This window comes from Catellatospora bangladeshensis (genome assembly GCF_016862575.1).
Lineage (GTDB): Bacteria > Actinomycetota > Actinomycetes > Mycobacteriales > Micromonosporaceae > Catellatospora > Catellatospora bangladeshensis.
Window position 1 is genome coordinate 1 of sequence record NZ_BONF01000030.1, and the last position, 25,233, is coordinate 25,233.

The window sequence follows — 25,233 nt, forward strand, 5'->3', positions numbered from 1 at the left end:
GGCGCAACCCCGTAAACGGACTACAACCCCTCAGCAACCGAAGCAGCAATACGCAGCCACGCATCCTGGGACTCCTCGCTGAGGCGCGCGTAGTCGATCGGTTCGCCGGAGTCGAGCATGCGCTCGTAGGGGGCGATGAGGACGGCTCGGGTGCGGGCGGCGAAGTGGCGTTCGATGGCGGGGATGTCGAGTTCGCGGCGGCTCGGGGGGAGGCTGACGATGGTCACTGCCTGGCGTACGAGTCTGCTGCGGCCTGTCTGCTCCAGGTGGTCGAGCATGCGTGCGGCTGTCTCCGCGGAGTCGTTTCTGGCCGACATGGTGACTACGAGCTGGTCTGTGGCGTCTATTGCCGCCTGCCAGTTCTCTGCTCGTACGTTGTTGCCGGTGTCGACCATGATCAGTTTGTAGAAGCGGCTGACGACTTCGCGGATCTCGGCGAAGGCGTGGGCGGTCAGCATCTCGCCCGCTGTCGCTGATTCGTCGGAGGCCAGTACCTCGAACATGCCGTCGCCTTGTGCGCGGACGTACTGGGAGAGGTCGCCTACGCGGCTCTGGGCGCCCTGGAACTGGTGCAGGTCGCGGAGCAGGTCGCGGACGGTGCGGGAGTGGAAGTCCTGCTGGGAACGCATGCCGAGGGTGCCCTGGGTCTCGTTGTTGTCCCAGGCGAGGACGTAGCCGCCGCGTTTGCGGCCGAAGGTCATGGCGAGCAGGAGGACGGCGACGGTCTTGCCGGCGCCGCCCTTGGGGTTGACGACGGTGATCTGGCGCAGGCCGCCGAAGTTGCGGCGGACCAGGTCGGTGGCGCGGCGGACCTCCTGCTCGCGCTGGCCGGGGCTGAGGTTGACCAGGCCGAACGTGGTCTTGCGCAGCGCTGCCTGGATGCCCATGTGGGCGACGGGGTCGGCGGGGCGCTGGGCGCGGCGGCGGGCGAACTCCTCGGCGGTGGGCAGGTAGACCTCGCCTGCGGCGGTGGGCTGCTGCGGGTTGCCGAACTGTGGTGCCTGCTGCGGGGTGGGGGTGGCCGGCATGGGAGGCAGCGGCGGGACGTGCGGGTTCTGCTGGGAGGCGACGGGCCATACGCCGGGGGCGGTCTGTGGCGGCGGCACGGCGGTGACGGGCGGGCGCTGCGGCGCGGGGGTGGCCGGCGGGGCCGGGACCGGCGGCAGGCCGCCCTGCTGGTCGGCGGGGCGCTGGGGCGGGGCCGGGATGGCGCCGCTCTGCGGGGCGGGGACCGGGGGCGCGGGGATCGGCGCGGAGCCGGTCTGCGGCAGCGGGATCGGGGCGCTGTGCGGCTGGACCGGCACGGCGGTCGGTGGCAGCGGCACGGGCACCGAGCTCTGGCCGCGTGGCGGCAGCGGCACGGGCATGGTGGCGGTCAGGTCGGCACCGCCCGCCACGGGCTGCGGCCCGGCCAGCGGGATGCCCGCCTGCGGGGCCGGCACCGCGATGGGCACCCCGGCCATCGGCTGGTCCGGGCGCGGGACGGGGGCGGACGCCCGGGTCCCCTGGCCGCGCGCGGCCGGCTTGCTGTCCTCGCCAGGGCCGCTGATCTCGTCCGGCGGCCACTCCCAGTCCGTCATCGCCCTCTCCCCAGTGCGGTGTGCCCTGCAGCCTAGTCAGTGTGTACGAGCCGTGGCTCCTCCGCGATGGCCCGCTCTCGCTACGGCCGGCCGCGGCCGATCACGTTCCCGCAGGTGTCACCCGGTGTAGACGGCCCAGGCGGCGGGCTCGATCCACCAGGAGCGCTTGCGGCTCAGCTCACCCGATACCCCGTCGTCGGTGAACGGCACCTCGGTTTCGCGGGGCGTGACGGAGACCGCACGGCCCCGCGCCCGCCGCACCTCGATGCGCAGCCGCGCGGCGCCGAACAGTGGTTTGTGGCGTACCGGCACGGCGACCGCGACGTCGATCACACCGTCGGCCGGGTCGGCCGCGGCGACCAGCGGCAGGCCGTCCAGGGTGGTCGCGCCGGCCGCGTTGGCCACGGCCACGGCGAGCAGCGGCTCGCTGCCGTCGGCGAGCAGCGCGTCGTCGACCTCGACCCGGCCCTGCCACTGCACGGGCCGCCCGTCCTCGGTCGCCCCGGCGAGCAGTACGCCGTCGAGCGTCACCGAGCCGCCGTCGTGGCGCAGCAGGTCCAGCCGGCGTACGGCGTCGCCGAGCACGGCCGCGGCCACGGCGGCGGGCTCGCGGGGCAGGCCGAGCTGGGCGGCCAGGTCGCCCTGCCCGGCGGCGTCGAGGGGGAGCACCGCCAGCGGCGGCAGGTCCGGCACGGTACGCCCGGCGGGCAGGTCGGCGGGGCGCTTCGACGGCGCGGGGGCGTAGCGGCGGACCAGCCGGCGCAGCACGTGGCGCAGCTGCGCGTCACCGGTGACGGCGATCACGAGCCGGGTCTTGCCGTCCGCGTCCGGCCAGCTCAGGCCGTCCTCGCGGGGCGGCGCGTCGAGCCGGGCCAGCGCGCCGTCGATCTCGGCGTCGGTGCAGGCCACCACCGTCTCCACGCGGGCCCCCGCGGCGCGCAGCGCGTCCGCGCAGTGCAGCACCGGCACCCGGGGACGCGGCGTGGCCGGGGCGTCCGCGTGGCCGGTGCCGCAACCGCCGCTGCCGCAGCAGCCGTCTTCGTCGGGCTCCGTCATGCTCAGCAGCACCACGTCGTACAACTGTGTCCTCCTGGGTTCCGGGAAAGCCCCGCCATGGGCCCCCGATCAAGCTGTTAGCCTGGCACCCCGGGGTCACCACAGCCGTGGGCGGCCCGCGGCTCGCCTAGGAGGCGAAGGAAAGATGCCAGCGATCGTGCTTCTCGGCGCCCAGTGGGGCGACGAGGGCAAAGGCAAGGTTACCGACCTGCTCGGATCACGAGTGGACTACGTCGTCCGCTTCTCCGGGGGCAACAACGCCGGCCACACCGTGGTCACGCCGGACGGCCAGAAGTTCGCCCTCCACCTGATGCCCAGCGGGGCGCTGCACCCCAACGCCGAGATCGTCCTCGGCAACGGCGTGGTGATCGACCCCAAGGTGCTGCTCGCGGAGATCGACGGGCTCGCCGAGCGCGGCGTCGACGTCTCCCGGCTGCTCATCTCCGCCGACGCGCACCTGGTCATGCCGCACCACCGCGCGCTGGACCGGGTCGTCGAGCGTTACCTCGGCACCGCCCGCATCGGCACCACGGGCCGCGGCATCGGCCCCGCGTACGGCGACAAGGTCGCCCGCATGGGCATCCGCGTGCAGGACCTGCTCGACCCGGGCATCCTCCGGCAGAAGCTGGAGCTGGTGCTGCGCGAGAAGAACCAGATCCTGTTCAAGGTCTACAACCGCAAGGGCTTCGACGTCGACGCCGTGGTCGAGGAGTACCTCACCTACGCCGAGCGGCTCAAGCCGTTCATCGCCGACACCCGCCTCCTGCTCAATAAGGCGCTGGAAGAGGGCAAGACCGTGTTCATGGAGGGCGCGCAGGCCACCCTGCTCGACCTCGACCACGGCACGTACCCGTTCGTGACCTCGTCGAACCCCACCGCGGGCGGCGCCTGCGTGGGCGCGGGCATCGCCCCCACCCGCATCACCTCGGTCATCGGCGTCATCAAGGCGTACACCACCCGCGTCGGCGCGGGCCCGTTCCCGACCGAGCTGCACGACGACATGGGCGAGCACCTGCGCAAGACCGGCGGCGAGTACGGCACCACCACCGGCCGCCCGCGCCGCTGCGGCTGGTTCGACACCGTCATCGCCCGCTACGCCGTCCGCGTCAACGGCATCACCGACCTCGTCGTCACCAAGCTCGACATCCTGTCCGGCCTGGACCAGGTCCCCATCTGCGTGGGCTACGAGGTCGACGGCGAACACCTCGACGAGATGCCCATGACCCAGACCGCCTTCCACCACGCCAAGCCGGTCTACGAATACCTCCCCGGCTGGTTCGAGGACATCTCCAAGGCCCGCGACTTCGCCGACCTCCCCCTGAACGCCCAGCGCTACATCGAACGCCTCGAAGAGCTCTGCGGCACCCGCATCTCCATGATCGGCGTAGGCCCCGGCCGCGACGAAAACGTAGTCCGCCACAACATGCTCCCCTGACCCGCTTCACTGCGTTGATCATGAACTTATGGCACGGCTCGACGGCGTGTTCTGGCCGTAAGTTCATGATCGACGAGGGGGCCGCCGTGGTTGTCCACAGGGGTTGTCCACAGGGGTTGTGAGCGGGGGCGGCGCGGCGGAGGCTGGCGGCCGTGCTTGCTGTGCAACGACTGGCCGAGCGCCAGGACGGGCTGATCACCGCGGCCCAGTGCCGGGAGCTGAGACTGTCCGCAGCCACGGTGAAGGGGTTCATCCGGCAGGGTGTGTGGCGAGCGCTCAGCCGCGGCGTCTATCTGGTGGATGCCGATCTGCGGGGCGTGCCCGACTCACCTCGGGCGCTGGTCCGGGCCGCGTTGCTGAGTTCCGGGCCGAACGCCGTCGCCGTGCTGGAGAGCGCGGCCGCCGTGCACGGCCTGCACGGATTGCGGCCGCAGACGCGGTTGCACGTCAGCCTGCCGGGCAAGCTGGCCGTGCCGCGCCGCCTCACTGAGGCGACGGTGGTGCCACACCAGCTCACGCTCGCGCCCGAGGACGTGATGGTCGTCGAAGGGATCGCGGTCACGACGCCGCTGCGTACCCTCGCTGATCTGCTTTTGCGGGTGGACCGCCTGGCCGCGGTATCGGTGCTCGACTCGGCGCTCCACCAGCGATTGATCACGGAGGAGGAGCTGGCGGAGTTGCCGCGCCTGATGCGCGGCCGCCGTGGCGCGGTGGTCGCGCGGACCTGGATCGAGCAGGCGGACGGCCGCGCCGAATCGCCGTTGGAGACCAGGTCCCGGCTGCGCTGCACCGACGCCGGAGTGACTCCCGACGATCTTCAGGCGGAGATCGTCGACGATGCCGGTCGGCTGCTGGCACGTGTCGACATGCTCTGGCGCGCCGCCCGGCTGATTGCGGAGGCCGACGGCGGCGAGGTCCACGACCGCCCCGAGGCGGTCTTCCGGGACCGCCAACGGCAGAACGACCTGACCAACGCCGGCTACCGCATCATCCGCTTCACCTGGCCCGACACCCTCGACCCAGCCACCATCCCCCGCGTCGTCCGCCGCGCCCTGGCCCGGTCCGCTGGAGTCGATCAGGAAGCTCTGGACATGAAACACCGTCGACCCGTGCCATAAGTTCATGATCAACGGGGAGGGTAGGGTGGGGGCGTGCGGGTACTGGTGGTCGGGAGTGGGGGGCGGGAGCACGCCCTGGTGCTGGGGTTGGTGCGGGATCCTGGGGTCGGCGCGGTGATTGCGGCGCCGGGGAATCCGGGGATTGCCGGGGTGGCGGCTGAGGTGCGGGATGTGGACATCCTGTCGCCGGAGGCGGTGGCGGCCCTGGCTGTTGAGGTTGAGGCCGATCTCGTGGTGGTGGGGCCGGAGGCGCCGCTGGTCGCGGGGGTCGCGGATGCGGTACGCGCGAAGGGTGTGCCCTGTTTCGGGCCGTCGGGCAGCGCGGCTCGGCTGGAGGGGTCCAAGGACTTCGCGAAGCAGGTCATGAACGCGGCGAAGGTGCCGACGGCACGGGCGTTCACGTGCACCACTCCGGAGGAGGCGGCACGGGCGCTGGACGCGTTCGGTGCGCCGTACGTGGTGAAGAACGACGGGCTCGCCGCGGGCAAGGGTGTCGTGGTGACCGACGACCGGGACGCCGCGCTGCGGCACGCCGCCGACTGCGGCCGGGTGGTGATCGAGGAGTACCTCGACGGGCCCGAGGTGTCGCTGTTCGTGGTGACGGACGGGGAGACGGCGCTGCCGCTGCTGCCCGCGCAGGACTTCAAGCGGATCGGCGACGGCGACAGCGGCCCGAACACCGGCGGCATGGGTGCGTACGCGCCGCTGCCGTGGGCGCCGCCGCAGCTGGTCGAGCACGTGATGGCGACGGTGGTGCACCCGACGCTGCAGGCGATGCGCGACGCGGGCAACCCGTTCGCGGGGCTGCTGTACGTCGGCCTGGCGATCACCGCCGACGGCCCGAAGGTGATCGAGTTCAACGCGCGCTTCGGCGACCCGGAGACGCAGTCGGTGCTGTCGCTGCTGGAGACGCCGCTGGGCGGGCTGCTGTACGCGGCCGCGACCGGCAAGCTGGCCGAGCACCCGGAGCTGCAGTGGGAGGACGCGTACTCGGTGACGGTGGTGCTGGCCAGCGCCGGCTACCCGGCGAGCGCGCGGACCGGCGACGAGATCACCGGGGCCGAGGGGCTGATCCACTCCGGCACGAAGCGGGACGCCGACGGGGTGCTGCGCTCGGCCGGCGGCCGGGTGCTGTGTGCCACCGCGAACGGGCGTGACCTGCACGCGGCGCGGGCGGCGGCGTACGAGCTGGTGTCGCACGTGGAGCTGGCCGGTTCGCAGCACCGCACGGACATCGCGCTGGCCGCCGAGGAAGGTCGCGTCGTCTCCCCCTGGCGCTGACGCTCCGGCATCGGCCTCGCGCCGGGCCACCAGTGCGAGCACGTCGTGAGGCGGCCGCTCCACCTGCGAGACGTTAAGAAGGGCACCTTCTACAACGCATAGCGTTAAGAAGGTGCCCTTCCTTTCACATTGGGTGGAGGAGGCGGGGGATCACCTTGCCGGTGGCGGTGCGGGGGAGTTCGGGCAGGAAGTGGACGTCGCGGGGGACGCTGAAGCGGGCCAGGTAGTGGCGGACGTACTCGCGGACCTCGTCGGCGTCTAGGGTCTGGCCGGGGTGCAGGACCAGGTAGGCGGCGAGGCGCTGGCCGTACTGGGCGTCGGGGACGCCGACCACGGCGACCTCGCGTACCTGGGGTAGCTGGGCGAGCAGTTCCTCCAGGGGGCGGGGGAAGACGTTCTCGCCGCCGGAGACGACCATGTCGTCGGCGCGTCCGTCCACGTGGAGCAGGCCGTCCGCGTCGAGGTGGCCGAGGTCGCCGGTGCCGAGCAGGCCGCCGCGCAGGTCGGCCGCGGACGGGTCGCCGGGGCCGCGGGTGTACCCCTCGAACAGCATCTCGTTGCCGACGTGGATCTCGCCGATCTCGCCGCGGGCCACGGGGCGGCCGGTGGGGTCGAGGATCGCGATGCGGGTGCCGTGCGGCGGGCGGCCCGCGGTGCGGTGGTCGCGGCGCAGGTCGGCCGGGGTGGCGATGGACGCCCAGGACGCCTCGGTGGAGCCGTACAGGTTGTACAGGCAGTCGCCCCAGGCGTTCATGAACAGGGTGGCCAGGCCGCCGGGCAGCGCCGAGCCGCTGACCGCGGTGATCCGGGGCGGCCGGGCGGGCACGGCGCCAGCCTCGACCAGGCGCTGCAGCATGACGGGCACGGCGAACAGGGCCGTGCACCCGTGCGTGTCGACGGCCTGCACGGTGGCCGTGGGCTCGAAGCGGCGCTGGAGCACCACGGTGGCGCGCATGGCCAGGGCGAGCTGGAGCGCCGCGTACCCCCAGGTGTGGAACAGCGGGGCGGAGATCAGGATGCGCTCGCCGACGTGCAGCGGGATGCGGTCGATGATGGAGACGAGGGGGCCGAAGCCCTTCGGGGTGGGCCGCCGGGCGCCCTTGGGCGCGCCGGTGGTGCCGGAGGTGAGCACGATGGTCCGCCCGGCCCGGTTCACCTCGTGCCGGCGCTGCTGCGGTGTCTCCGCGAGCAGCGCCTCTACCGAGGACTCGTCCAGGCGCTCGCAAGCGGCCGCGGCGGCGGTCGGCGCGAACTCCCGGTCGTGCAGGAGCAGGCGGAGTTGCTGCTGCTCGGCCACGGCGGCGAGCTGCGGAGCGGACAGGGCGGTGTTGACCAGGACCGCGTCCGCGCCCAGCAGCGAGCAGGCGACCATGGCCTCGACCAGGCCGGCGTGGTTGCGGCACATCAGGCCGACGCGTACGCCGGGACCGACGCCCCGGGTCGCGCCGAGCGCCGTGGCCAGGCGCTGCGCCCGGCGCATGAGCTGGCGGTAGGTGATCGGGCCGCGGTGCTCGTCGATGATCGCGATCCGGTGCGGGTCGCGGGCCTCGGCGGCGCGCAGCTCGCCGGCGAGCGTGAAGCCCCACCGGCGCAGCGCGTTGAGCTGGTCGGCCACGCGGTTGGGGCTGCCCGGCTTGAGCAGCCCGCGGCGGGCGAGGGTGCGGACAATGAAGAGCAGGTCCACGGGGTGAGCCTCTCTCTGTCAACGTCAGGTGTCCCGCATATTACTCATCGGTAACCATGATGTGAAGACGGCGGCCCACCGTAAGGGTGGACCGCCGTCGATGAGGTAACGGTTCAGCGCAGCGACGCGCCGGTGATCGCCCGTGCCACGACCAGCCGCTGGATCTCGCTGGTGCCCTCGAAGATGGTGTAGATCTTGGCGTCGCGGTACCACCGCTCCACCGGGTGCTCGCGCAGGTAGCCGGCGCCGCCGAGGATCTGCAGCGCCTTCTCGGTCACCGAGACCGCGACCTCGCCCGCCTTGAGCTTGGACATCGAGCCCTCGCCCGCGGTGAACGGCCGGTTGTTGCGGCCCATCCACGCCGCCCGGTAGACCAGCAGCCGGGCCGCGTCGATCTCCATCCGCATGTCGGCCAGCGCGAACGCGACCGCCTGGTTCTCCACGATGGGCCGGCCGAACTGCACCCGCGTCTTCGCGTACTCCAGGGCGTACTCGTACGCCGCCCGCGCGATGCCCAGCGCCTGCGCGCCGACCGCAGGGCGGGACAGCTCGAACGTGCGCATCGAGGCCTGCCCCGACGAGCGCTGCCCGGAGCGGGCCCGCGCCAGCCGCGCGTCCAGCGCGTCCTTGCCGCCCAGCAGGCAGCGGCCGGGCACGCGCACCTCGTCCAGGAACACGTCCGCGGTGTGCGAGGCCCGGATGCCGAGCTTGCGCAGCTTGCGGGCGGTGTGCAGGCCCGCGGTGCCGGGCGGCACGATGAACCCGGCCTGGCCGCGCGAGCCCAGCTCGGGGTCGACGACCGCCGTCACCACGTGCACGTTGGCGATGCCGCCGTTGGTGGCGTACGCCTTCTGGCCGGTGAGCACCCACTCGTCGGTGGCCGCGTCGTACACCGCGCGGGTGCGCATGGCGCCCACGTCGGAGCCCGCCTCCGGCTCGGTCGAGCAGAACGCGGCGACCTTCGGGTCGTCCTTGGTGCCGAAGCACTGCGGCACCCACTCGGCCATCTGCTCCGGGGTGCCCGAGCCGAAGATGCCCGCGACCGCCAGCGAGGTGCCCATGATGGCCAGGCCGATGCCGGCGTCGCCCCAGAACAGCTCCTCGCTGGCGATGCACATGGACAGGCCGCTCGGATCCGCCCACAGGTTGGCCAGGAACTCGAAGTCGTAGAGGCCGATCTTGGCGGCCTCCTGGATGACGGGCCAGGGAGTCTCCTCCCGCTCGTCCCACTCCGCCGCGGCCGGGCGCACGACCTGCTCCGCGAAGCCGTGCACCCAGTCGCGCAGATCCCGCTGCTCCTCGTTGAGGTCGAGGGAGAACTCCAACGAGGACATGACTAGGCCTTCGGGATGTTGAACAGGTTCGCGATGTTGGCGGCCAGCGCCAGGTCGCCCTTGGCCTTCAGCTTGCCGGTCATGAACATCATCACCGGGTTGCCGTTGCCGGAGACGACCTTGAGGAAGTCGGCCGGGCCGACCGTGACGGCGAGCTTCGGCTCGTTGGCCGGCTTCTCCGACAGGGTGCAGGCGCCGTTGGCGATGACCAGCTCGTACGTGTCCGAGCCGCCGTCCGGGGCACCGGTGATGATCCAGTGGATCACCGCTTCGGTGTTGCCGGCGCGCTCCGGGCGGAACAGGCCGGGCATCCGGCGGAAGATCTCGTCCAGCACCTTGGTGCGCAGGTCGCCGCTGAGCACCTCGGTCAGCTGGGCGTCCGAGGCGTTCTTGACCAGCGACGCGAACTGCGCCGGGTCGAGCGAGCTGAAGTCGGACAGGTCGAGCTCGGCCATGATGTCCTCCGTAATACCTGGAAACTTACTCGTGCGTAACATTACGGCGGAGTAGGTAGGCTGGCAAGGTGCAGAGCAGTCCACTCACTCCAGGTGACCCCGCCGCGGCCCGTGCGGACGGCGGCCGGACCGGCCGGGTGCCGCGCGCGGAACGCGAGCAGCAGATGCTCGACGCCGCCGTGCTGGTCTTCTCCCGCCGCGGCTTCCACCACGCCAACATGGACGAGATCGCCGAACTCTCCGGCGTGTCCAAGCCGATGGTGTACGCGTACCTCGGCACCAAGGAGGAACTCTTCATCGCCTGCCTGCGCCGCGAGTCGGCCCGCCTGGTCAGCGGCCTGGCCGCGGCGGCCGATCCCACTCTCCCTCCGGACCAGCAACTGTGGCGGGGACTCAAAGGTTTCTTCGAGTTCGTCGGCGCACACCGCGACGGCTGGTCCGTGCTCTACCGGCAGGCCCGCACGCAGCAGCCGTTCTCGGCCGAGATCAGCCGGATGCGGGAGGCCGTCGTCGAGGTGATCACCGATCGGCTGGACGGCGCGCTGCGCCAGGAGGGGCGGCAGGTCAAGCCGGACGATCTCACCGCGATGGCGCTGACCCTGGTCGGCGCGAGCGAGTCGCTGGCCGACTGGCTGGCCGACCACCCCGACGAGGATCCCGGCCGCACCGCCACCCGGCTCATGAACGCCGTCTGGCTCGGCGCCGACCAGCTCATGCGCGGCTCGACCTGGCGCCCGCCCACCCCCTGACCGCGCCGCGGCCCGATCTTGCCCACCCGGGCGGAGACCCCGCCACGCAGGGAGCCGGCCCCAGGGGCACCGCACGGGGGAACGGCGCACACCGGGGCCGGCTCGGTCCACCGAACCCGCCGGGAGAGATGCGGTCAGCTCACCGCCGGGCTCGGCGTGGCGGGCCGCAGCACGGCACATGCCTGCAGCGCCTCCGCCACCTTCGGATCGGCGGTGGCGAGCTGCTGCCCGGGTGTGAAGTCCACACCTCGTTCAGCCAGGCAGTTGCGGTACGCCGCGTTGGCGCCGTTCTCGCCTCGGTTACCGCCGAAGCCGCCCGGGCCACCGCTGGGGCGCACCGCTGCGCAAGCCTGCTGTGCCTGCTGCCATTGCTCGGCCGTCACGCCTTCCGGCAGGCGCATACCCCCGCCGGGGCCGCCGAAACCACCGGGCTGACCGCTGGGGCGTACCGTCGGCCGGTTCGTCGGCATGCCGGAGGGCCGGGCCGTCGGCCGCCCGGACGGGCCACCGCGGCCGAAGGTGTCCCCCAGGTCGATGCCCTGCTCCTTGAGGCAGGCGCTGTACGCGGCGAACCCGTCCGCGGCGCCGCCGCTGCCGGTGTTCTGGCCGGTGTCGCCCTCGTCGGCGGCGCCGCAGGCTGCGGCGAGGCCGAGCACGGCGACGGCCACGGTCGCGGTGAGCGCGGCGCGGAAGTTTCTCATCGGCGTCTTCACCTGCGCGAGCCTGCGCGAGCGGCCTCGGTGCCCGCTCGACCGGACCTCAGGATGAGCTGGGAGTGCGCGGGCGCCCCCCGGCTTTGAGGTGGCTCCGAGGTGGTGTGAAGCGATCGCCGAGCGGCGCCCGCGAGACTCCCCGGCCATGACGTTCGTGGTGCGCGGAAGACGGCGCCGGTGGCTGGCTGCGGGCTCGGTGGTGCTGGTCGGCGCCGTGGTGGCGACGGTGCTCGGGTTGCGGGGCGGTGATCCGGCCCCGGCGGCCGCGGCGACGACGGCCGTGCAGCGTGGCGAGGTCACCTACTCCGTGGCCGCCTCCGGGAAGGTGGCCCCGGTCGCCACCCGTGAGCTGGCGTTCTCCGTGTCGGGCACGCTGACCTCGGTGAAGGTGAAGCCCGGCGACGAGGTGCTCCCGGGTGAGGAGCTGGCCGCGATCGACGACGCCGACGCGCGGGAGGCCCGCGACGAGGCCGCCAACGCGCTCGCCGAGGCGGAGCAGGCCCTCACCGATGCCGAGTCCGCGGACGGCGACACCAGCTGCGACACGGCGGTACGGGCGGCCGCGGCGGCTTACCCCGGATCCCCGGCGGCCGCCGAACCGGCCGCCTTCGCCGCGGCAGGCTCGTCGAGCGCTTCGCCGAGCAGCTCACCCAGCGCCGCCCCGAGCCCGAGCGCGAGCCCGTCGGCCGGCCCGTCGCCCTCGCGGACCCCGGGCGCCCGGCCCTCCCCGTCGCCGACCGCGGGCGCGGGCGGTGGCTGCCAGGGTAGCGGTGGCAGCTCCGGCGGGCGCGGCGGCGCGGGCGGAGACGCGATCTACTCCGCGCAGGTCGCGGTGAACCGGGCCGTGGCCGACCTGGCCCGCGCCGAGCGGGAGCTGGCCGGCACGGTCATCACGGCGCCCGTCGCGGCGAAGGTGCTCGCGGTCGAGGGCCGGGCCGGGGACGCGGTGGGCACGGCGACGTTCATCAAGCTCGGGGTGACCGCCACGATGATGGTCGAGGCCGAGTTCGCCGAGGCCGATGCGGTGAGCCTGGCGGTGGGCCAGCCGGCCACGGTGACCCTGGCCAACCGCCCCGATGAGACGCTCGCCGCGACCATCGCCGAGGTCGCCGCGACCGGCACGGCCAGCGGCACGCTGGTGCGCTACCGGGTGCTGCTGGCGTTCGACGGCTCGCCGGAGGGGCTGCTGATCGGGCAGAGCGCCACCGCGGGCGTCGTGCTGAACCGAGCCGAGAGCGTGCTGCTGCTGCCCCAGTCGGCGGTGCGCATGACCGGCGACACCGAGGGCGAGGTCAAGCTGCCGGACGGCACGGCCCGCCAGGTCAAGGTCGGGCTGCGCGGTGACGGTGACGTCGAGATCGTGGCGGGGCTCACCGAGGGCGACAGCGTACGCGTCAACGCCCGCTCGTGAACTGAGCCTCTTCCATGCTTCTCTCACCCGGCTCCGAGGAAACTCCGAGGCAGGATGGATACAACCAGCTCACAGCTTGCTTTGAGCGAAGGGGGAGCCGGTGACGCAGCAGGAGCGGCCGCGGACCAGGGTGCTGGTGGTCGACGACGAGACGAACATCTGTGCGCTGCTGTCGGCGACGCTGCGCCTGGTCGAGTTCGACGTGCGGGTCGCGCACACCGGACGGGACGCGCTGATCGCGGCCGAGGAGTTCCAGCCTGACCTGGTCGTGCTCGACGTGATGCTGCCCGACCTGGACGGCTTCGAGGTGGCCCGGCGGTTGCGCGCCGACGGCCGCGGCCCGGAGAACGCCCTGGTGCCGGTGCTGTTCCTGACCGCCCGCCACTCCGTGGAGGACCGCATCTCCGGTCTGACCGTCGGCGCCGACGACTACGTCACCAAGCCGTTCAGCCTGGAGGAGGTCGTGCTGCGGATCCGGGCCATCCTGCGCCGCAGCCGCCCCGGCGGCGAGCCCGCCGACAGCGGGGTGCTGCGCTACGCCGACCTGGAGCTGCACGAGGACGCGCACGAGGTGCGCCGCGGCGGCAAGCTCGTCGACCTGTCCCCGACCGAGTTCAACCTGCTGCGCTACCTGCTCGTCAACGCGGGCCGGGTGGTGTCCAAGGCGCAGATCCTGGACCGGGTGTGGAGCTACGACTTCGGCGGCGACGGCCGCATCGTCGAGTCGTACGTCTACTACCTGCGCAAGAAGGTCGACAAGTGGGACCCGCCGCTGATCCACACGGTGCGCGGCGTCGGGTACGCGCTGCGCCTGCCCCGGGGTGATCAGGAATGATCCGGCCACCGTGGCGGCGGTGGACCCTGCGTACCCGGATGGTGGTCGCGGTGGTGGCCCTGGCCGGAGTCGCCCTGCTCATCACCGACTTCGTCGCCGCCACCACGCTGCGCCACTACCTGGTCCAGCGCTTGGACGAGGACGTGCTCCGGCTCAGTGGCCCGCGCGGCAACGGCGGCAACTGGTTCGGCTCCGGCCAGCCCGCGCAGCCGGGCACCGTCCCGCAGCCGAGCGCGAGCGCCGCGCCGTCGGCGACGGCCCCGGCCGAGGTCGTCTGCTCGTGGCCGGAGTTCGCCACCGGGCGGTTCGGCGCACCACCCGGGCCCACCGACGCCATCCTGCTGACCTACGACGCCGCGGGCGACGTCATCTCCTGCAACTCCAGTGACATCAGCTACACCGAGCGGCCACGGCTGACTTTCGACGAGATCAAGGCGCATGCCGACACTAAGCCGGGGCCCGGCCGCCCGTTCAGCGCCAGCAGCCTCTCCGGCCAGGAGTTCCGAGTGGCGGTCAGCCGCGCGCCCGAGGAGCGAGGCGGTGGGTACCGCGTCTCGGCGATCTCGACCGCGCGAGACGACACCACCGCGAACCTGATGCTCATGATCGTTCTCGGTGTCGGCGCGGCGGTGCTGCTGGTGCTCGGCTTCGTGGCGTACAGCGTGGTCCGAGTGGGGTTGCGGCCGCTGACGAACATGGAGCACGCCGCCGCGCAGATCGCGGGCGGTGATCTCACCGCCCGGGTGCCCGATCCCGACCCGCACACCGAGCCCGGCCGGCTCGGTCTCGCGCTCAACACCATGCTGTCCCGCATCGAGGCGGCGGTGACCGCGCGTGCCGCGTCCGAGCAGCGGCTGCGTCAGTTCCTCGCGGACGCCTCGCACGAGCTGCGCACCCCGCTCACCTCGATCCGTGGCTTCGCCGAGCTGTACCGGCGCGGCGGTGCGCCGCCCGGCCCGGAGCTGGACGAGACGATGTCCCGCATCGAGCAGGAGGCGGGCCGGATGGGTCTGCTGGTCGAGGACCTGCTGCTGCTGGCCGCGCTGGACGAGGAGCGCCCGCTGCAGCAGTCCCGGGTGGACCTGCTCGCCGTCGCGGCCGACACGGTCCGCGACGCGCACGTGCGCAACCCGCAGCGCACCGTGGAGCTGGCCGGGTTCGAGCCGGTCTGCGTGCTGGGCGACGAGCATCGGCTGCGCCAGGTCGCCACGAACCTCGTCGCCAACGCGCTCCAGCACACGCCCGCCGACGCCCGGGTGACCCTGCGTATCAGCCACCGGGGCGGCGAACCCGCCGACGAGCCGTTCGAGCTGCCGGTGGCCCGGGACAGCGGCCCGGTGGTGGCCGCGGTCGGCGCCGAGCTGGACCCGGAGCTGCCGGTCGCGGTGGTCGAGGTCAGCGACACCGGGCCGGGGGTGCCGCCGGAGCACGCGTCACGCATCTTCGAGCGGCTGTACCGCGCCGACCCGCACCGGGCGCGCAGCCACGGCGGCGCGGGCCTGGGCCTGGCCATCGCCTCGGCGATCGTGAAGGCGCACGGCGGCCGGATCGAGCTGGCCACGGCACCGGGCGCGGGCTCGACGTTCCGGGTCCTGCTGCCGCTGGCCGCCTGACGCACTCGTCGGCCCGGTCTGACGCTGCACGCGCTTGCTACTTTATGCACAACGCGGCCGTTGTTTGATACTTCAAGGCCTCTAGGTATCAAACAACGGCTCCTTTGATACCGAAGAACCCCGCAGGTATCAAGGGAGTGGCAGTGCGGCGTGACCAGTTCCTCCCCGCTCAGCAGGCCCACGTGGTGCGGGCGGAGCGAAACTACCTTGCCTTCCTGCCGCCCCCGCTGCCACCGGAGATCGTCCTCGACAGCTCCTTGCTAACCCGGCTCTCGGCGGCGGTCCGGTGGCACCGGGCCCCGACCCCGGCCCGGATCGCCCTGGTCAAGCCGTAACCGGCGCGCCGACGGCACCTCCCAGCTTCCTCCGAGGTCGGCCGGAGGTCCCGTCGAGGGCGTGCCGCCACGATGCTCGCCATGCGATTGCGGCGAGCCATCCCGCTCGGGCGCACCGCCCTGCTGAACAGCGCCCTCGGGGTGCTGCTCGCGGGCGGCGGCACCTGGGCGTACTTCATGATCAGCGGCGACGCGGAGCCGGCCCAGGGCAGCACGGTGCGCACCGTGGCGGTGGCGCAGGGCACGGTGACCGCGACGGTGACCGCCGACGGCACGATCGAGTCGGCGAACACCATGTCGGCCGACTTCACCACCGGCGGCACCGTCACCGCGATCAAGGTCAAGGTCGGTGACAAGGTCAAGAAGGGCGCGGTGCTCGCCACGGTCGACGCGACCGAGGTGAACGAGTCCCTGGACACCGCCGAGCGCAACCTCGACGCCGCGCGCGACGCGCTGGACCGGGCCGAGGACGGCGGTGACGACAGCACCGTCGCCAACGCCGAGAACCAGGTGGACCAGGCCGAGTCGGCGGTGGCCGCGGCCAAGCGGGCGGTGAACGGCACCGTGCTCAAGGCGCCCATGGCGGGCACGGTGGTGGCGATCAGCGGCGCGGTGGGCGGCTCCTCCGGCGGCTCGTCGGGCGGCGGCAACGGCTCGTCGTCCTCGTCCTCCTCCTCGGGCTTCATACAGCTCGCCGACCTGACGAAGCTCCAGGTCGCGGCGGGGGTCGCCGAGGCGGACGCGACCCGGCTCAAGACCGGGCAGAACGCGACCGTGGCGTGGAACGCGCTGACCGGCGCGACCGCGACCGGCAAGGTGTCGGCGATCTCGCCGACCGCGTCCGACGGCAACACCGTGACGTACCCGATCGAGGTGCTGCTCGACAGCATCCCGGAGGGCGTCCGGCTGGGGCAGACGGTGAGCCTGACGGTGACCGTGGACGAGGTCGCCGACGCGGTCTACGTGCCGGCCGCCGCGGTGCGCACGGCGGGCGGGCGGACCACGGTGACCGTGGTGAAGGAGGGCGTGCAGGAGACCCGGTCGGTGGAGATCGGGCTCAAGGGCGACGCGTACACCGTGATCGTGTCCGGGGTCGAGGTGGGCGAGCAGGTCGTGCTGGCCACCGTCACCGGCGGCACGAACAACCAGCAGCAGTTCCCGGGCGGGCCGGGCGGCCTGACCGGCGGCGGCTTCGGCGGGGGCGGCTTCGGCGGCAACGGCGGCAACCGTCCCGCGGGCGGGGGCCGGTGATGGCGGCGTACGGCAGGGACGGCCGCCCGGTCCTGGAGGTGACGGACCTGGTCAAGACGTACGGCGAGGGCGAGACGGCGGTGCACGCGCTGGCCGGGGTCAGCCTCGTCGTCGAGCCCGGCGACTACGTCGCGATCATGGGCTCGTCGGGCTCCGGCAAGTCCACCCTGATGAACATCCTCGGCTGCCTGGACGTGCCCACGTCGGGCACCTACCGGCTGGACGGGGTGGACGTCAGCGAGCTGAACGAGTCGCAGCTGGCGCTGGTGCGCAACCGCCGGATCGGGTTCGTGTTCCAGTCCTTCAACCTCATCGCCCGCACCAGCGCGCTGGCCAACGTGGAGCTGCCGCTCGCGTATGCCGGGGTGAGCCGGGCCGAGCGGCGCGAGCGGGCGCTGGCCGCGCTGGACATGGTCGGCCTGGCCAACCGGGCCGACCACGACCCGAACCAGCTCTCCGGCGGCCAGCAGCAGCGGGTCGCGGTGGCCCGCGCGCTGGTGAGCCGGCCCGCGCTGCTGCTGGCCGACGAGCCCACCGGCAACCTGGACAGCCGCTCCACCCGCGACGTGCTCGGCATCCTGGACGGGCTCAACGCCCAGGGCCGCACCATCGTGCTGATCACGCACGAGGACGAGGTGGCCGAGCACGCCCACCGCACGATCCGGCTGGTCGACGGGCAGATCGTCACGGACGAGCGCCGCCGCTCCATCGACCGGCAGGCGGTGGCCGTATGAGCGTCTTCGAGGTCTTCGGCTTCGCGCTGCGCGGCGTCGCGGCGAACAAGCTGCGCTCCGGGCTGACCGTGCTCGGCATCCTGATCGGCGTGGCCGCGGTGATCCTGCTGGTCGCGGTCGGCAACGGCTCTGCCAAGCAGGTCGAGGACAGCCTGGCCGCGCTCGGCACCAACACGCTGACCGTGCAGGGCGGCCGCGGCGGCGACACCGGCTACCGTACCGACCTGACCCTCGACATCGTCAAGGCGCTGCAGGACAGGGACTCCGCACCGGACGTGAAGAGCGTCTCGCCGGTCGTCAGCTCGTCCCAGACGCTGACCTTCGGCGACGCGTCGTACGACGTGAACTCGGTGATCGGCACGTACCCGTCGTACTTCTCCGCGTCGAACAGCGTGGTGGAGCGCGGGTCGGGCTTCACCGAGGAGGACGTCGACCAGGCCGCCCGGGTGGTGGTGCTCGGGCCGACCACGGCCGAGGAGCTGTTCGGCACCGTGGACCCGGTCGGGCAGCGGGTCGGCATCGGCGGGCAGATCTTCTCGGTCATCGGCGTGCTGGCCAAGAAGGGCTCGACCGGCTTCAACGACCCGGACGACGTGGCCATCGCGCCGCTGCCCGCGGTCCAGCGCGCGCTCACCGGCTACGGCCCCGTCTCGTCGATCACCATCGAGGCGGTGAACGCCGACGCGGTGGCCGCCGCCAAGGCCGAGATCACGTCGATCCTGAACGCGAAGATGCACGTCGCGGACGGTGCCAGCAGCACCCCGTACCAGATCCGGGACGCCTCGCAGCTGCTGGAGACGCGCACCGCGACCGCGGAGACGTTCACCGTGCTGCTGGGCGCGGTGGCCGGGATCTCGCTGGTGGTGGGAGGCATCGGCATCACCAACATCATGATGGTGTCGGTGACCGAGCGGACCCGGGAGATCGGCATCCGCAAGGCGCTGGGCGCCCCGCGCCGGATCATCCTCACCCAGTTCCTGATCGAGGCGACGCTGCTCAGCCTCGCCGGCGGTGGGTTGGGCGTGGCGGCGGCGCTGATCGGCGCCAACTTCGAGATCGTCGGCATCAAACCGGTGATCATGCCGGACTCGGTCGCGCTGGCGCTCGGCGTGTGCGTCGCGATCGGCCTGTTCTTCGGCAGCTACCCGGCCAGCCGCGCCGCCGGACTGCGCCCCATCGACGCCCTGCGGTACGAGTGAGGAGCCCGACCCCGATGAAGCACGCGATCCGTAACCCGGACACTGCGCCCACCGACGCCGCCGCGCCCATGGACGACCTGGTCGCGGGCCTGGCCAAGGCGAAACGCGGGCCGTGGCTCACCCGCAGCACCGGCATCCTGCTGGCGCTCGTGCTGACCTGCGGCGGCTTCCTGGCCGGCGTCCAGGTGCAGCAGCGCTTCGGCACCGGCTCCGGCACGGCGGCCGGGTCCGCGACGGGCAACCGCCCCGCCAACGGCTACCGCGGCAACTTCGGCGGCGGGCAGTTCCCCGGCGGCCTGCCCGGCGCGCAGCAGGGCCAGAACGGCGGCCAGCAGACCGCCGCCGCACCGATCACCGGCAAGATCAAGCTCGTCGACGGCACCACCGTCTACATCGAGACCACCGACGGCCGCGTCCTCACCATCAAGACCGGCGACACCACCACCGTCCAGGCCACCGAGAAGATCACCCTCAAGGACCTGGCCGCCGGCACCGCCATCACCGTCCAGGGCACCACCCAGGACACCACCGTCACCGCCACCTCCATCACCGCCGGCTGACGCCTAGATCATCCGACTTGCCAGGCAATCGGGCGTATCTTGCGCTCGCATACCCCCATGTGCCTGGCAAGTCGGACGATCAACGACGCGGCCGCGGCGGGTCAGAGGGTCACGGTGAGGGTGAGGCCGCCGCCGGGGCGGGGGGTGGCGGTGGCGGTGCCGTGGTGGGCCTGGGCGATGGCGCGGACGATGGACAGGCCCAGGCCGAGGCCGCGGGCCGGGCTCGCGGTCCGCTCGCGGCCCAGGCGGCGGAAGGGCTGGAAGATCGATTCCATCTCGTACGCCGGCACGACCGGCCCGCTGTTCGTCACCACCAGCCGGGCCCGCCCGCCCACCGTGGCGGTCTCCACCCGCAGCCAGCCGTCCTCGGGCACGTTGTGCCGGACCGCGTTCTCGACCAGGTTCTGCACCAGGCGTTCCAGCAGCACGGGGTCGCCGGTGACCGGCGCCGCATCGAGCAGCCTGGTCACCGCCGGGCCGCCCGGCGGCAGCGCCTCCAGCACGTACTCGGCGATGTCGGCCAGGTCGACCGGGGTCCGCTCGGTGAGCTCGTTCTCGCTGTCGGCGAGCGTGAGCAGCCCGTCGATGAGCCGCTCGTGCCGCTCGTTCACCCTCAGCAGCGCCTCGCCGAGCTGCCGCGCGTCGGGGCTCGCGTCCGGGCGGGTGACGGCCAGCTCGACCAGGGCCCGGTTCAGCGCCAGCGGCGTACGCAGCTCGTGTGAGGCGTTGGCGACGAAGCGGCGCTGCCCGTCGAAGGAGCGGTCGAGCCGCCCGACCATCGCGTCGAACGTGTCGGCGAGCTGCTTCACCTCGTCCTTCGGCCCGTCCAGCGCGATGCGCTCGTGCAGCCCGCGGCCGCCCGTGCCGGCCGCGATCCGCCCGGCGGTGGCGGTGATCCGGTGCAGCGGCTGCAGCGCCCGCCCGGACAGTGCCCAGGCCAGCGCGGTCGCGGCGGCCAGCACCAGGCCGAGGGCGACCCCGCCCTGAGTGATGATCGTGGTGAGGGTGTCCTGGCGGGACTGCTCGGCCTTCTCCTGGAGCAGCTCCTTGAGCTTGGTGATGTCGCCGCCGGTCTTGAGCAGGTCGGTCACGGCCATCCGGGTGTCGATCGGCTTGGTGTTGAGCTGCCACTTGACCAGGAAGTACGTGATGGCCAGCAGGGACAGCCCGGCCACGGTGAACAGCACCACGTAGAGCAGGGTCAGCCGGACGCGCAGGGTCAGCCTGTTCACGGGAGGCGATACCCCACTCCGGCGACGGTCTCGATCGGCTGCGGCTCGCCGAGTTTGCGCCGCAGCTTCATCACGGTCACCCGGACCACGTTGGTGAACGGGTCGATGTGCTCGTCCCAGGCCCGTTCGAGCAGCTGCTCGGCGGAGACGACCGTGCCGTCGGCGCGCAGCAGCTCGGCGAGCACGGCGAACTCCTTGCGGGCCAGGCCGAGGTCGCGGCCGTCGCGCTCGGCGGTGCGCCGGGCGGGGTCGAGCACGATCCCGGAGCGCTGCAGCACCGCCGGGTTCCGCAGCACGGCCCGGCGGGCCAGCGCGTGTACCCGGGCCGCCAGCTCGACCATGGCGAACGGCTTGGTGAGGTAGTCGTCGGCGCCGAGCGCCAGCCCGGCCACCCGCTCCCGCACCGCCGCGGCGGCGGTCAGCATCAGCACCCTGGTCTGCGGCAGCGTGTCGGAGATCTCCCGGCACAGCTCGTCCCCGGGCCGCCCCGGCAGGTCACGATCCAGGACCACGACGTCGTACGGGTGCACGGCGAGCCGCTCGTGCGCGGCGTCCCCGTCGTACGCCACGTCCACCGCGAACGCCTCCCGCCGCAGCCACTCCGCGACGGCGTCCGCCAGCACGTCCTCGTCCTCCACCACCAGCACTCGCACGCAGCAATGATGCCCGCCCACCGGGTAACCCCGGCATAACCAAGATCCGCCGACTTGCCAGGCAAGTGGGCGTATGCGCGTTCATGATTCGCCAGGTGCCAGGCAGGTCCGACGATCATGAGGCGGTTTATGCCGGGGATACGCGCCCGCCGGTCTGATGGGGTCATGAGGACGAGAACGTGGGCCGTCGCGGCCGGGCTGGCGGGAGTGCTGGCGCTGGCGGCGTGTGGTGGGCAGGCGGACGAGGGCGTGGCGACGGCGGGCGGGGCCCGGCCGGACGCGAGCGCCTCCGCCGCCCCGGAGGACAAGACGGAGCAGGGGCGCCGGTTCGCCGCCTGCATGCGGGAGCACGGCGTGGACATGCCCGACCCGGAGCCGGGCGAGGCGATGCGCGCCGAGATGAGCAAGCTGCCCAAGGACAAGCTGGCGCCCGCGCTGGAGGCGTGCAAGACGCTGCTGCCCGGCGGCGGCGACGCGCTTCAGCTCGACCCGCAGCAGGTGGAGCAGTTGCGGGCGCTGTCGAAGTGCATGCGGGAGAACGGCGTCGAGGAGTTCCCCGAGCCGGACGACACCGGCAAGCTGCGCCTGGAGGGCAACCTGGCGGACCTGCGTACCAGCCCGAGGTTCCAGCAGGCGCTGGAGAAGTGCCGCGGCCTGATGCCGGCGTTCAAGGGCGGCGGTGGCAAGTGAGGGCGCGTTACCTCGTCGGCGGCGTCACCGTGCTGGCCGCCGTCGCGGCGGCCGGGCTGGCCGCGGGCCTGCCGACGTTCACCGGCGGCGACGAGGCGACCGCCTCGGGTCCGGTGCGGACCGCCACGGTGACCCGGCAGGACCTGGCCGACACCGAGACCAAGACCGGCATCCTGGGGTACGGCACCGAGTACACCGTCGCGGCGCGCGCCTCGGGCACGGTGACCTGGCTGCCCGCCGAGAACGCGCTGGTGGACAGAGGTAAGCCGCTCTATCGCGTGGACGATCAGCCGGTGGTGCTGCTGTACGGCACCATGCCCGCGTACCGGCAGCTGCGCAGCGGGAGCGAGGGACCCGACGTGAAGCAGCTGGAGCAGAACCTGAAAGCCCTCGGGTACGGCGGCTTCACGGTGGACCGGGAGTATACCGGCGCGACCGCCGACGCGGTGCGGCGCTGGCAAGAGGATCTCGGCCTGCCGGAGACCGGCACGGTCGAGCCGGGCCGGGTCGTGTACGCCGCGGGGCAGGTGCGCGTCGACGCGCGCAGCGCCGCGGTCGGCGACCTGGTGCAGCCGGGCACCCCGCTGCTCACCCGCACCGGCGTGGACCGGGCGGTGGTGGTCGAGCTGGAGGTCGCCGACGAGCGGCTGGCCGAGACGGGCGCCGCGGTCGAGGTCGAGCTGCCGGACGGCAGGCGGGTGCCCGGCAAGGTCGGCGCCGTGCAGACGGTCATCACCCCCGGCGGCAACGGCGCCGAGCCGGCCACCAGCCTGGAGGTGACCGTGACGCTGGCCGGCAAGGAGGCGGTGCGCGGGTTCGACCAGGCGGCCGTCGACGTCGGTTTCACCGCGGACACCAGGGAAGGGGTGCTGACCGTGCCGGTCGCCGCGCTGCTCGCGCTCGCCGAGGGCGGCTACGGGCTGGAGCTGGTGGAGGGCGGGAGCACCCGGATCACGGCCGTGGAGACCGGGCTGTTCGCCGCGGGCCGCGTCGAGGTGAGCGGGGACGGCCTGGCCGAGGGCGCCGTCGTCGGGATGCCGTCGTGACGGCGCCGATGGTCGCCCTGCACGGCGTCACCAAGGTCTACGCGCAACGCGGCGAGTCGCACGGCGGGCCGTTCCTGCGGCGGCGCGCCGGGACGAGCCCGGTGGCCTCCGGCGCGGTGATCGCGCTGGCCGGGGTGAGCCTGCGGATCGAGCGCGGGGAGCTGGCCGCCGTGGTCGGCCCGTCCGGGTCGGGCAAGTCGACCATGCTGCACATGATCGGGGCGCTGGACCGGCCCACCGAGGGTCGCGTCGAGATCGACGGGTACGACCTGGCGGCGCTGTCCGACGGGCAGCTGTCGGCGCTGCGCGGCAGCCGGATCGGGTTCGTGTTCCAGCAGTTCCACCTGGCCGGGGGCACGTCCTGCGTGGACAACGTCGCCGACGGCCTGCTCTACGCCGGGGTCCCGCTGCGCGAACGCCGCGAGCGCGCGGTCGCCGCGCTGGAGCGGGTCGGCCTGGCGCACCGGCTGGCCCACCGCCCGCACGAGCTGTCCGGCGGCGAGCGGCAGCGGGTCGCGATCGCCCGCGCGGTGGTGGGCGACCCGCCGCTGCTGCTGGCCGACGAGCCCACCGGCAACCTGGACTCGCACTCCGGCGCCGTGGTGCTGGACCTGCTTCGCGAGCTGCACGCCGCCGGCACCACCCTCATCGTGATCACCCACGACCGCGAGATCGCCGCCGGCTTCCCCCGCGCCGTCACCATGCGCGACGGCCGCCTCGCCACGGAGGTCCCCGCATGACCACCCCACCGCCCCCCGCCCCACCCTCCCCCACCCCGCCCGCCCCAAGATCGGCCGACTTGCCAGGCAGACGGGTGAATGAGGGGGCAAGATACGCCCGGTTGCCAGGCAAGTCGGACGATCATGGCGGCCCGGCCCCGGCCACGGCCCCGGCACCGAGTCCGCCGCGGATGCGGGTGGGGGATCTGCTGCGGGTGGGGGCGGTCGGGTTGCGTACGCGGCCCACGCGCGCGTTCCTCTCCGCGCTCGGTATCGCGATCGGGATCGCGGCGATGGTGGCCGTGGTCGGGATCTCGGCGTCGTCGCGGGCCGAGCTGGACCGGACGCTGGACCGGCTGGGCACCAACCTGCTCACCGTCACCCCGGGCAGCAGCCTGTTCGGGCAGGACGCGCAGCTGCCGCTGGACGCGGTCGCGATGATCGAGCGGATCGGCCCGGTCACCGACGTGTCCGCCGTGGGCCGGATCGAGGCGAAGGTGTACCGCACCGACCGCATCCCGGCGGCGGAGAGCGGCAGCCTCGGCGTACGCGCCGCCGACCTGGACCTGCCCGCGACGGTCGGCGCCGAGCTGGCCGACGGCGTGTGGCTCAACGCGGCGACCGGCCGCTACCCGGCGGTGGTGCTCGGGGCCACCGCGGCGAGCCGGCTCGGCGTGCCCGAGGCCGGGCCGGACCGGCAGGTGTGGCTGGGCGGGCAGTGGTTCACCGTGATCGGCGTGCTGCGGCCGGTGCCGCTGGCCGCCGAGCTGGACACGGCGGCACTGGTCGGCTGGCCTGCCGCACAGGCGTACCTCGGCTTCGACGGCCACGCCACCACGGTCTACACCCGCTCGGCGGAGTCGCGGGTGGAGGCGGTGCGCGACGTGCTCGCCGCCACCGCGAACCCCGAGGCCCCGAACGAGGTCAAGGTGTCCCGGCCGTCCGACGCGCTCGCCGCGCAGCAGGCCACCGACGACGCGTTCACCGGGCTGCTGCTGGGCCTGGGCGCGGTCGCGCTGCTGGTCGGCGGGGTGGGCGTGGCCAACACGATGGTCATCTCGGTGCTGGAGCGGCGGGCCGAGATCGGGCTGCGGCGCTCGCTGGGCGCGACCCGGGGGCAGGTGCGCGGGCAGTTCCTGACCGAGTCGCTGCTGCTCGCGCTGCTCGGCGGGGTGGGCGGGGTGCTGCTCGGTGGGCTGGTGACGGCCGGCTATGCGCTGCTCCAGGGCTGGCCGGGGGTGGTGCCTGCCTGGGCGACGCTCGGCGGCTTGGGCGCGACCCTGCTGATCGGCGGTGTCGCGGGCCTCTATCCGGCGGTGCGCGCCTCCCGCCTGTCCCCGACGGAGGCGCTCGCCACGCCGTGACGCTTTCCTGATCGACGTCGGCCTGTCGCATCGAAAGTATCGGTGATCGAAGTCGGTGTGATAGGCCAGCGTCAATGCGAGCGCGGGGTGCGTGAGACCTGGCGACGTCGGGTGACCTGTGTGCCTGTGGCGTTAAGAAGGGCACCTTCCTATACGCAGAGCGTTAAGAAGGTGCCCTTCCTTCGT

The 25,233-nt window shown here is 73.0% G+C and carries 24 protein-coding genes; 16 read left to right on the plus strand and 8 right to left on the minus strand.

From position 1 onward, the window contains the following. Positions 1-20: 20 nt before the first annotated feature. Both Cba03nite_RS40000 and Cba03nite_RS24440 read right to left on the minus strand, forming a co-directional pair. Entirely contained in the window at positions 21-1,580 is a 1,560-nt protein-coding gene (locus Cba03nite_RS40000) for a MinD/ParA family ATP-binding protein (protein ID WP_239125992.1), read from the minus strand. 117 nt (positions 1,581-1,697) lie between these two features. Beyond that, positions 1,698-2,660: a hypothetical protein gene (locus Cba03nite_RS24440; protein ID WP_203750630.1), complete on the minus strand. Its 963-nt coding sequence runs from the start codon at positions 2,658-2,660 to the stop codon at positions 1,698-1,700. A gap of 121 nt (positions 2,661-2,781) precedes the next feature. Here Cba03nite_RS24440 and Cba03nite_RS24445 point away from each other — a divergent pair, with 121 nt between their 5' ends. The 3 genes from Cba03nite_RS24445 (at position 2,782) to purD (ending at position 6,470) form a co-directional block, all read left to right on the plus strand. Next, positions 2,782-4,071 (plus strand): adenylosuccinate synthase, encoded by a 1,290-nt coding sequence (locus tag Cba03nite_RS24445; protein WP_203750633.1) that lies wholly within the window; start codon positions 2,782-2,784, stop codon positions 4,069-4,071. A gap of 152 nt (positions 4,072-4,223) precedes the next feature. Continuing rightward, on the plus strand, positions 4,224-5,189 hold the full coding sequence (locus tag Cba03nite_RS24450) for a type IV toxin-antitoxin system AbiEi family antitoxin (RefSeq protein WP_239125993.1): 966 nt from the start codon (positions 4,224-4,226) through the stop codon (positions 5,187-5,189). 33 nt (positions 5,190-5,222) lie between these two features. Then, positions 5,223-6,470 (plus strand): phosphoribosylamine--glycine ligase, encoded by a 1,248-nt coding sequence (purD, locus tag Cba03nite_RS24455; protein ID WP_203750636.1) that lies wholly within the window; start codon positions 5,223-5,225, stop codon positions 6,468-6,470. Between the two features lie 124 nt (positions 6,471-6,594). On the opposite strand, the gene Cba03nite_RS24460 is transcribed toward purD, so the two are convergent. The 3 genes from Cba03nite_RS24460 to Cba03nite_RS24470 all read right to left on the minus strand — a co-directional run bounded on the left by Cba03nite_RS24460 (position 6,595) and on the right by Cba03nite_RS24470 (position 9,943). Then, on the minus strand, positions 6,595-8,154 hold the full coding sequence (locus Cba03nite_RS24460; protein ID WP_203750639.1) for an AMP-binding protein: 1,560 nt from the start codon (positions 8,152-8,154) through the stop codon (positions 6,595-6,597). A 113-nt stretch (positions 8,155-8,267) separates the two neighbouring features. Further along, entirely contained in the window at positions 8,268-9,488 is a 1,221-nt protein-coding gene (locus tag Cba03nite_RS24465; RefSeq protein ID WP_203750641.1) for an acyl-CoA dehydrogenase family protein, read from the minus strand. 2 nt (positions 9,489-9,490) lie between these two features. Next, on the minus strand, positions 9,491-9,943 hold the full coding sequence (locus Cba03nite_RS24470; RefSeq protein WP_203750644.1) for an SCP2 sterol-binding domain-containing protein: 453 nt from the start codon (positions 9,941-9,943) through the stop codon (positions 9,491-9,493). Between the two features lie 164 nt (positions 9,944-10,107). Between Cba03nite_RS24470 and Cba03nite_RS24475 the strand changes: the two genes are divergently transcribed. Beyond that, a complete protein-coding gene (locus tag Cba03nite_RS24475; RefSeq protein ID WP_203750900.1) occupies positions 10,108-10,692 on the plus strand; it encodes a TetR/AcrR family transcriptional regulator in 585 nt (194 codons plus the stop codon). A 134-nt stretch (positions 10,693-10,826) separates the two neighbouring features. Here the strand turns inward: Cba03nite_RS24475 and Cba03nite_RS24480 are convergent, their stop codons facing one another. After that, the gene (locus Cba03nite_RS24480; RefSeq protein ID WP_203750646.1) at positions 10,827-11,393 is read right to left on the minus strand and encodes a hypothetical protein; all 567 of its coding nucleotides are present in this window, start codon (positions 11,391-11,393) and stop codon (positions 10,827-10,829) included. Between the two features lie 157 nt (positions 11,394-11,550). On the opposite strand from Cba03nite_RS24480, the gene Cba03nite_RS24485 reads away from it, so the two are divergent. The 8 genes from Cba03nite_RS24485 to Cba03nite_RS24520 all read left to right on the plus strand — a co-directional run bounded on the left by Cba03nite_RS24485 (position 11,551) and on the right by Cba03nite_RS24520 (position 19,343). After that, positions 11,551-12,816: an efflux RND transporter periplasmic adaptor subunit gene (locus tag Cba03nite_RS24485; RefSeq protein ID WP_203750648.1), complete on the plus strand. Its 1,266-nt coding sequence runs from the start codon at positions 11,551-11,553 to the stop codon at positions 12,814-12,816. A 100-nt stretch (positions 12,817-12,916) separates the two neighbouring features. After that, complete coding sequence (locus Cba03nite_RS24490; protein ID WP_203750650.1) at positions 12,917-13,651, plus strand: response regulator transcription factor; 735 nt, start codon at positions 12,917-12,919, stop codon at positions 13,649-13,651. Then, on the plus strand, positions 13,648-15,264 hold the full coding sequence (locus Cba03nite_RS24495) for a sensor histidine kinase (RefSeq protein WP_239125994.1): 1,617 nt from the start codon (positions 13,648-13,650) through the stop codon (positions 15,262-15,264). Before Cba03nite_RS24490 ends, Cba03nite_RS24495 begins: the two co-directional genes overlap by 4 nt. Before the next feature lie 143 nt (positions 15,265-15,407). Continuing rightward, positions 15,408-15,599, plus strand: coding sequence for a hypothetical protein (locus Cba03nite_RS24500; protein WP_203750652.1), 192 nt, complete (start codon positions 15,408-15,410; stop codon positions 15,597-15,599). An 81-nt stretch (positions 15,600-15,680) separates the two neighbouring features. Then, positions 15,681-16,850, plus strand: coding sequence for an efflux RND transporter periplasmic adaptor subunit (locus Cba03nite_RS24505; RefSeq protein ID WP_203750655.1), 1,170 nt, complete (start codon positions 15,681-15,683; stop codon positions 16,848-16,850). Beyond that, positions 16,850-17,584, plus strand: a complete 735-nt coding sequence (locus tag Cba03nite_RS24510; protein ID WP_203750658.1) for an ABC transporter ATP-binding protein — start codon at positions 16,850-16,852, stop codon at positions 17,582-17,584. Before Cba03nite_RS24505 ends, Cba03nite_RS24510 begins: the two co-directional genes overlap by 1 nt. After that, complete coding sequence (locus Cba03nite_RS24515) at positions 17,581-18,783, plus strand: ABC transporter permease (RefSeq protein ID WP_203750660.1); 1,203 nt, start codon at positions 17,581-17,583, stop codon at positions 18,781-18,783. Before Cba03nite_RS24510 ends, Cba03nite_RS24515 begins: the two co-directional genes overlap by 4 nt. 14 nt (positions 18,784-18,797) lie before the next feature. Next, positions 18,798-19,343 carry a hypothetical protein gene (locus tag Cba03nite_RS24520; RefSeq protein WP_203750662.1) on the plus strand — a complete coding sequence of 182 codons (546 nt, stop codon included), beginning with the start codon at positions 18,798-18,800 and terminating at the stop codon, positions 19,341-19,343. 101 nt (positions 19,344-19,444) lie between these two features. Here Cba03nite_RS24520 and Cba03nite_RS24525 read toward each other — a convergent pair whose 3' ends face one another. Both Cba03nite_RS24525 and Cba03nite_RS24530 read right to left on the minus strand, forming a co-directional pair. Then, positions 19,445-20,575 (minus strand): sensor histidine kinase, encoded by a 1,131-nt coding sequence (locus Cba03nite_RS24525; protein ID WP_203750663.1) that lies wholly within the window; start codon positions 20,573-20,575, stop codon positions 19,445-19,447. Continuing rightward, positions 20,572-21,228 (minus strand): response regulator transcription factor, encoded by a 657-nt coding sequence (locus Cba03nite_RS24530; RefSeq protein ID WP_203750665.1) that lies wholly within the window; start codon positions 21,226-21,228, stop codon positions 20,572-20,574. The genes Cba03nite_RS24525 and Cba03nite_RS24530 overlap by 4 nt, the downstream gene beginning before the upstream one ends. 165 nt (positions 21,229-21,393) lie before the next feature. Here Cba03nite_RS24530 and Cba03nite_RS24535 point away from each other — a divergent pair, with 165 nt between their 5' ends. The 4 genes from Cba03nite_RS24535 to Cba03nite_RS24550 all read left to right on the plus strand — a co-directional run bounded on the left by Cba03nite_RS24535 (position 21,394) and on the right by Cba03nite_RS24550 (position 25,047). After that, complete coding sequence (locus Cba03nite_RS24535) at positions 21,394-21,918, plus strand: hypothetical protein (RefSeq protein ID WP_203750667.1); 525 nt, start codon at positions 21,394-21,396, stop codon at positions 21,916-21,918. Continuing rightward, complete coding sequence (locus Cba03nite_RS24540; RefSeq protein WP_203750669.1) at positions 21,915-22,964, plus strand: peptidoglycan-binding protein; 1,050 nt, start codon at positions 21,915-21,917, stop codon at positions 22,962-22,964. The genes Cba03nite_RS24535 and Cba03nite_RS24540 overlap by 4 nt, the downstream gene beginning before the upstream one ends. Positions 22,965-22,972: 8 nt before the next feature. Further along, positions 22,973-23,704, plus strand: a complete 732-nt coding sequence (locus Cba03nite_RS24545) for an ABC transporter ATP-binding protein (RefSeq protein ID WP_203750906.1) — start codon at positions 22,973-22,975, stop codon at positions 23,702-23,704. A 170-nt stretch (positions 23,705-23,874) separates the two neighbouring features. Next, positions 23,875-25,047, plus strand: a complete 1,173-nt coding sequence (locus tag Cba03nite_RS24550) for an ABC transporter permease (RefSeq protein WP_203750672.1) — start codon at positions 23,875-23,877, stop codon at positions 25,045-25,047. Positions 25,048-25,233: the final 186 nt, after the last annotated feature.

Bases quoted from the DNA above. Each gene is read 5' to 3' on its own strand.
- Cba03nite_RS40000 (WP_239125992.1), bottom strand. From the start codon at position 1,580: ATGACGGACTGGGAGTGGCCGCCGGACGAGATCAGCGGCCCTGGCGAG.
- Cba03nite_RS24445 (WP_203750633.1), top strand. From the start codon at position 2,782: ATGCCAGCGATCGTGCTTCTCGGCGCCCAGTGGGGCGACGAGGGCAAA.
- Cba03nite_RS24465 (WP_203750641.1), bottom strand. From the start codon at position 9,488: ATGTCCTCGTTGGAGTTCTCCCTCGACCTCAACGAGGAGCAGCGGGAT.
- Cba03nite_RS24470 (WP_203750644.1), bottom strand. From the start codon at position 9,943: ATGGCCGAGCTCGACCTGTCCGACTTCAGCTCGCTCGACCCGGCGCAG.
- Cba03nite_RS24475 (WP_203750900.1), top strand. From the start codon at position 10,108: ATGCTCGACGCCGCCGTGCTGGTCTTCTCCCGCCGCGGCTTCCACCAC.
- Cba03nite_RS24480 (WP_203750646.1), bottom strand. From the start codon at position 11,393: ATGAGAAACTTCCGCGCCGCGCTCACCGCGACCGTGGCCGTCGCCGTG.
- Cba03nite_RS24485 (WP_203750648.1), top strand. From the start codon at position 11,551: ATGACGTTCGTGGTGCGCGGAAGACGGCGCCGGTGGCTGGCTGCGGGC.
- Cba03nite_RS24495 (WP_239125994.1), top strand. From the start codon at position 13,648: ATGATCCGGCCACCGTGGCGGCGGTGGACCCTGCGTACCCGGATGGTG.
- Cba03nite_RS24505 (WP_203750655.1), top strand. From the start codon at position 15,681: ATGCGATTGCGGCGAGCCATCCCGCTCGGGCGCACCGCCCTGCTGAAC.
- Cba03nite_RS24510 (WP_203750658.1), top strand. From the start codon at position 16,850: ATGGCGGCGTACGGCAGGGACGGCCGCCCGGTCCTGGAGGTGACGGAC.
- Cba03nite_RS24515 (WP_203750660.1), top strand. From the start codon at position 17,581: ATGAGCGTCTTCGAGGTCTTCGGCTTCGCGCTGCGCGGCGTCGCGGCG.
- Cba03nite_RS24520 (WP_203750662.1), top strand. From the start codon at position 18,798: ATGAAGCACGCGATCCGTAACCCGGACACTGCGCCCACCGACGCCGCC.
- Cba03nite_RS24535 (WP_203750667.1), top strand. From the start codon at position 21,394: ATGAGGACGAGAACGTGGGCCGTCGCGGCCGGGCTGGCGGGAGTGCTG.
- Cba03nite_RS24545 (WP_203750906.1), top strand. From the start codon at position 22,973: ATGGTCGCCCTGCACGGCGTCACCAAGGTCTACGCGCAACGCGGCGAG.
- Cba03nite_RS24550 (WP_203750672.1), top strand. From the start codon at position 23,875: ATGCGGGTGGGGGATCTGCTGCGGGTGGGGGCGGTCGGGTTGCGTACG.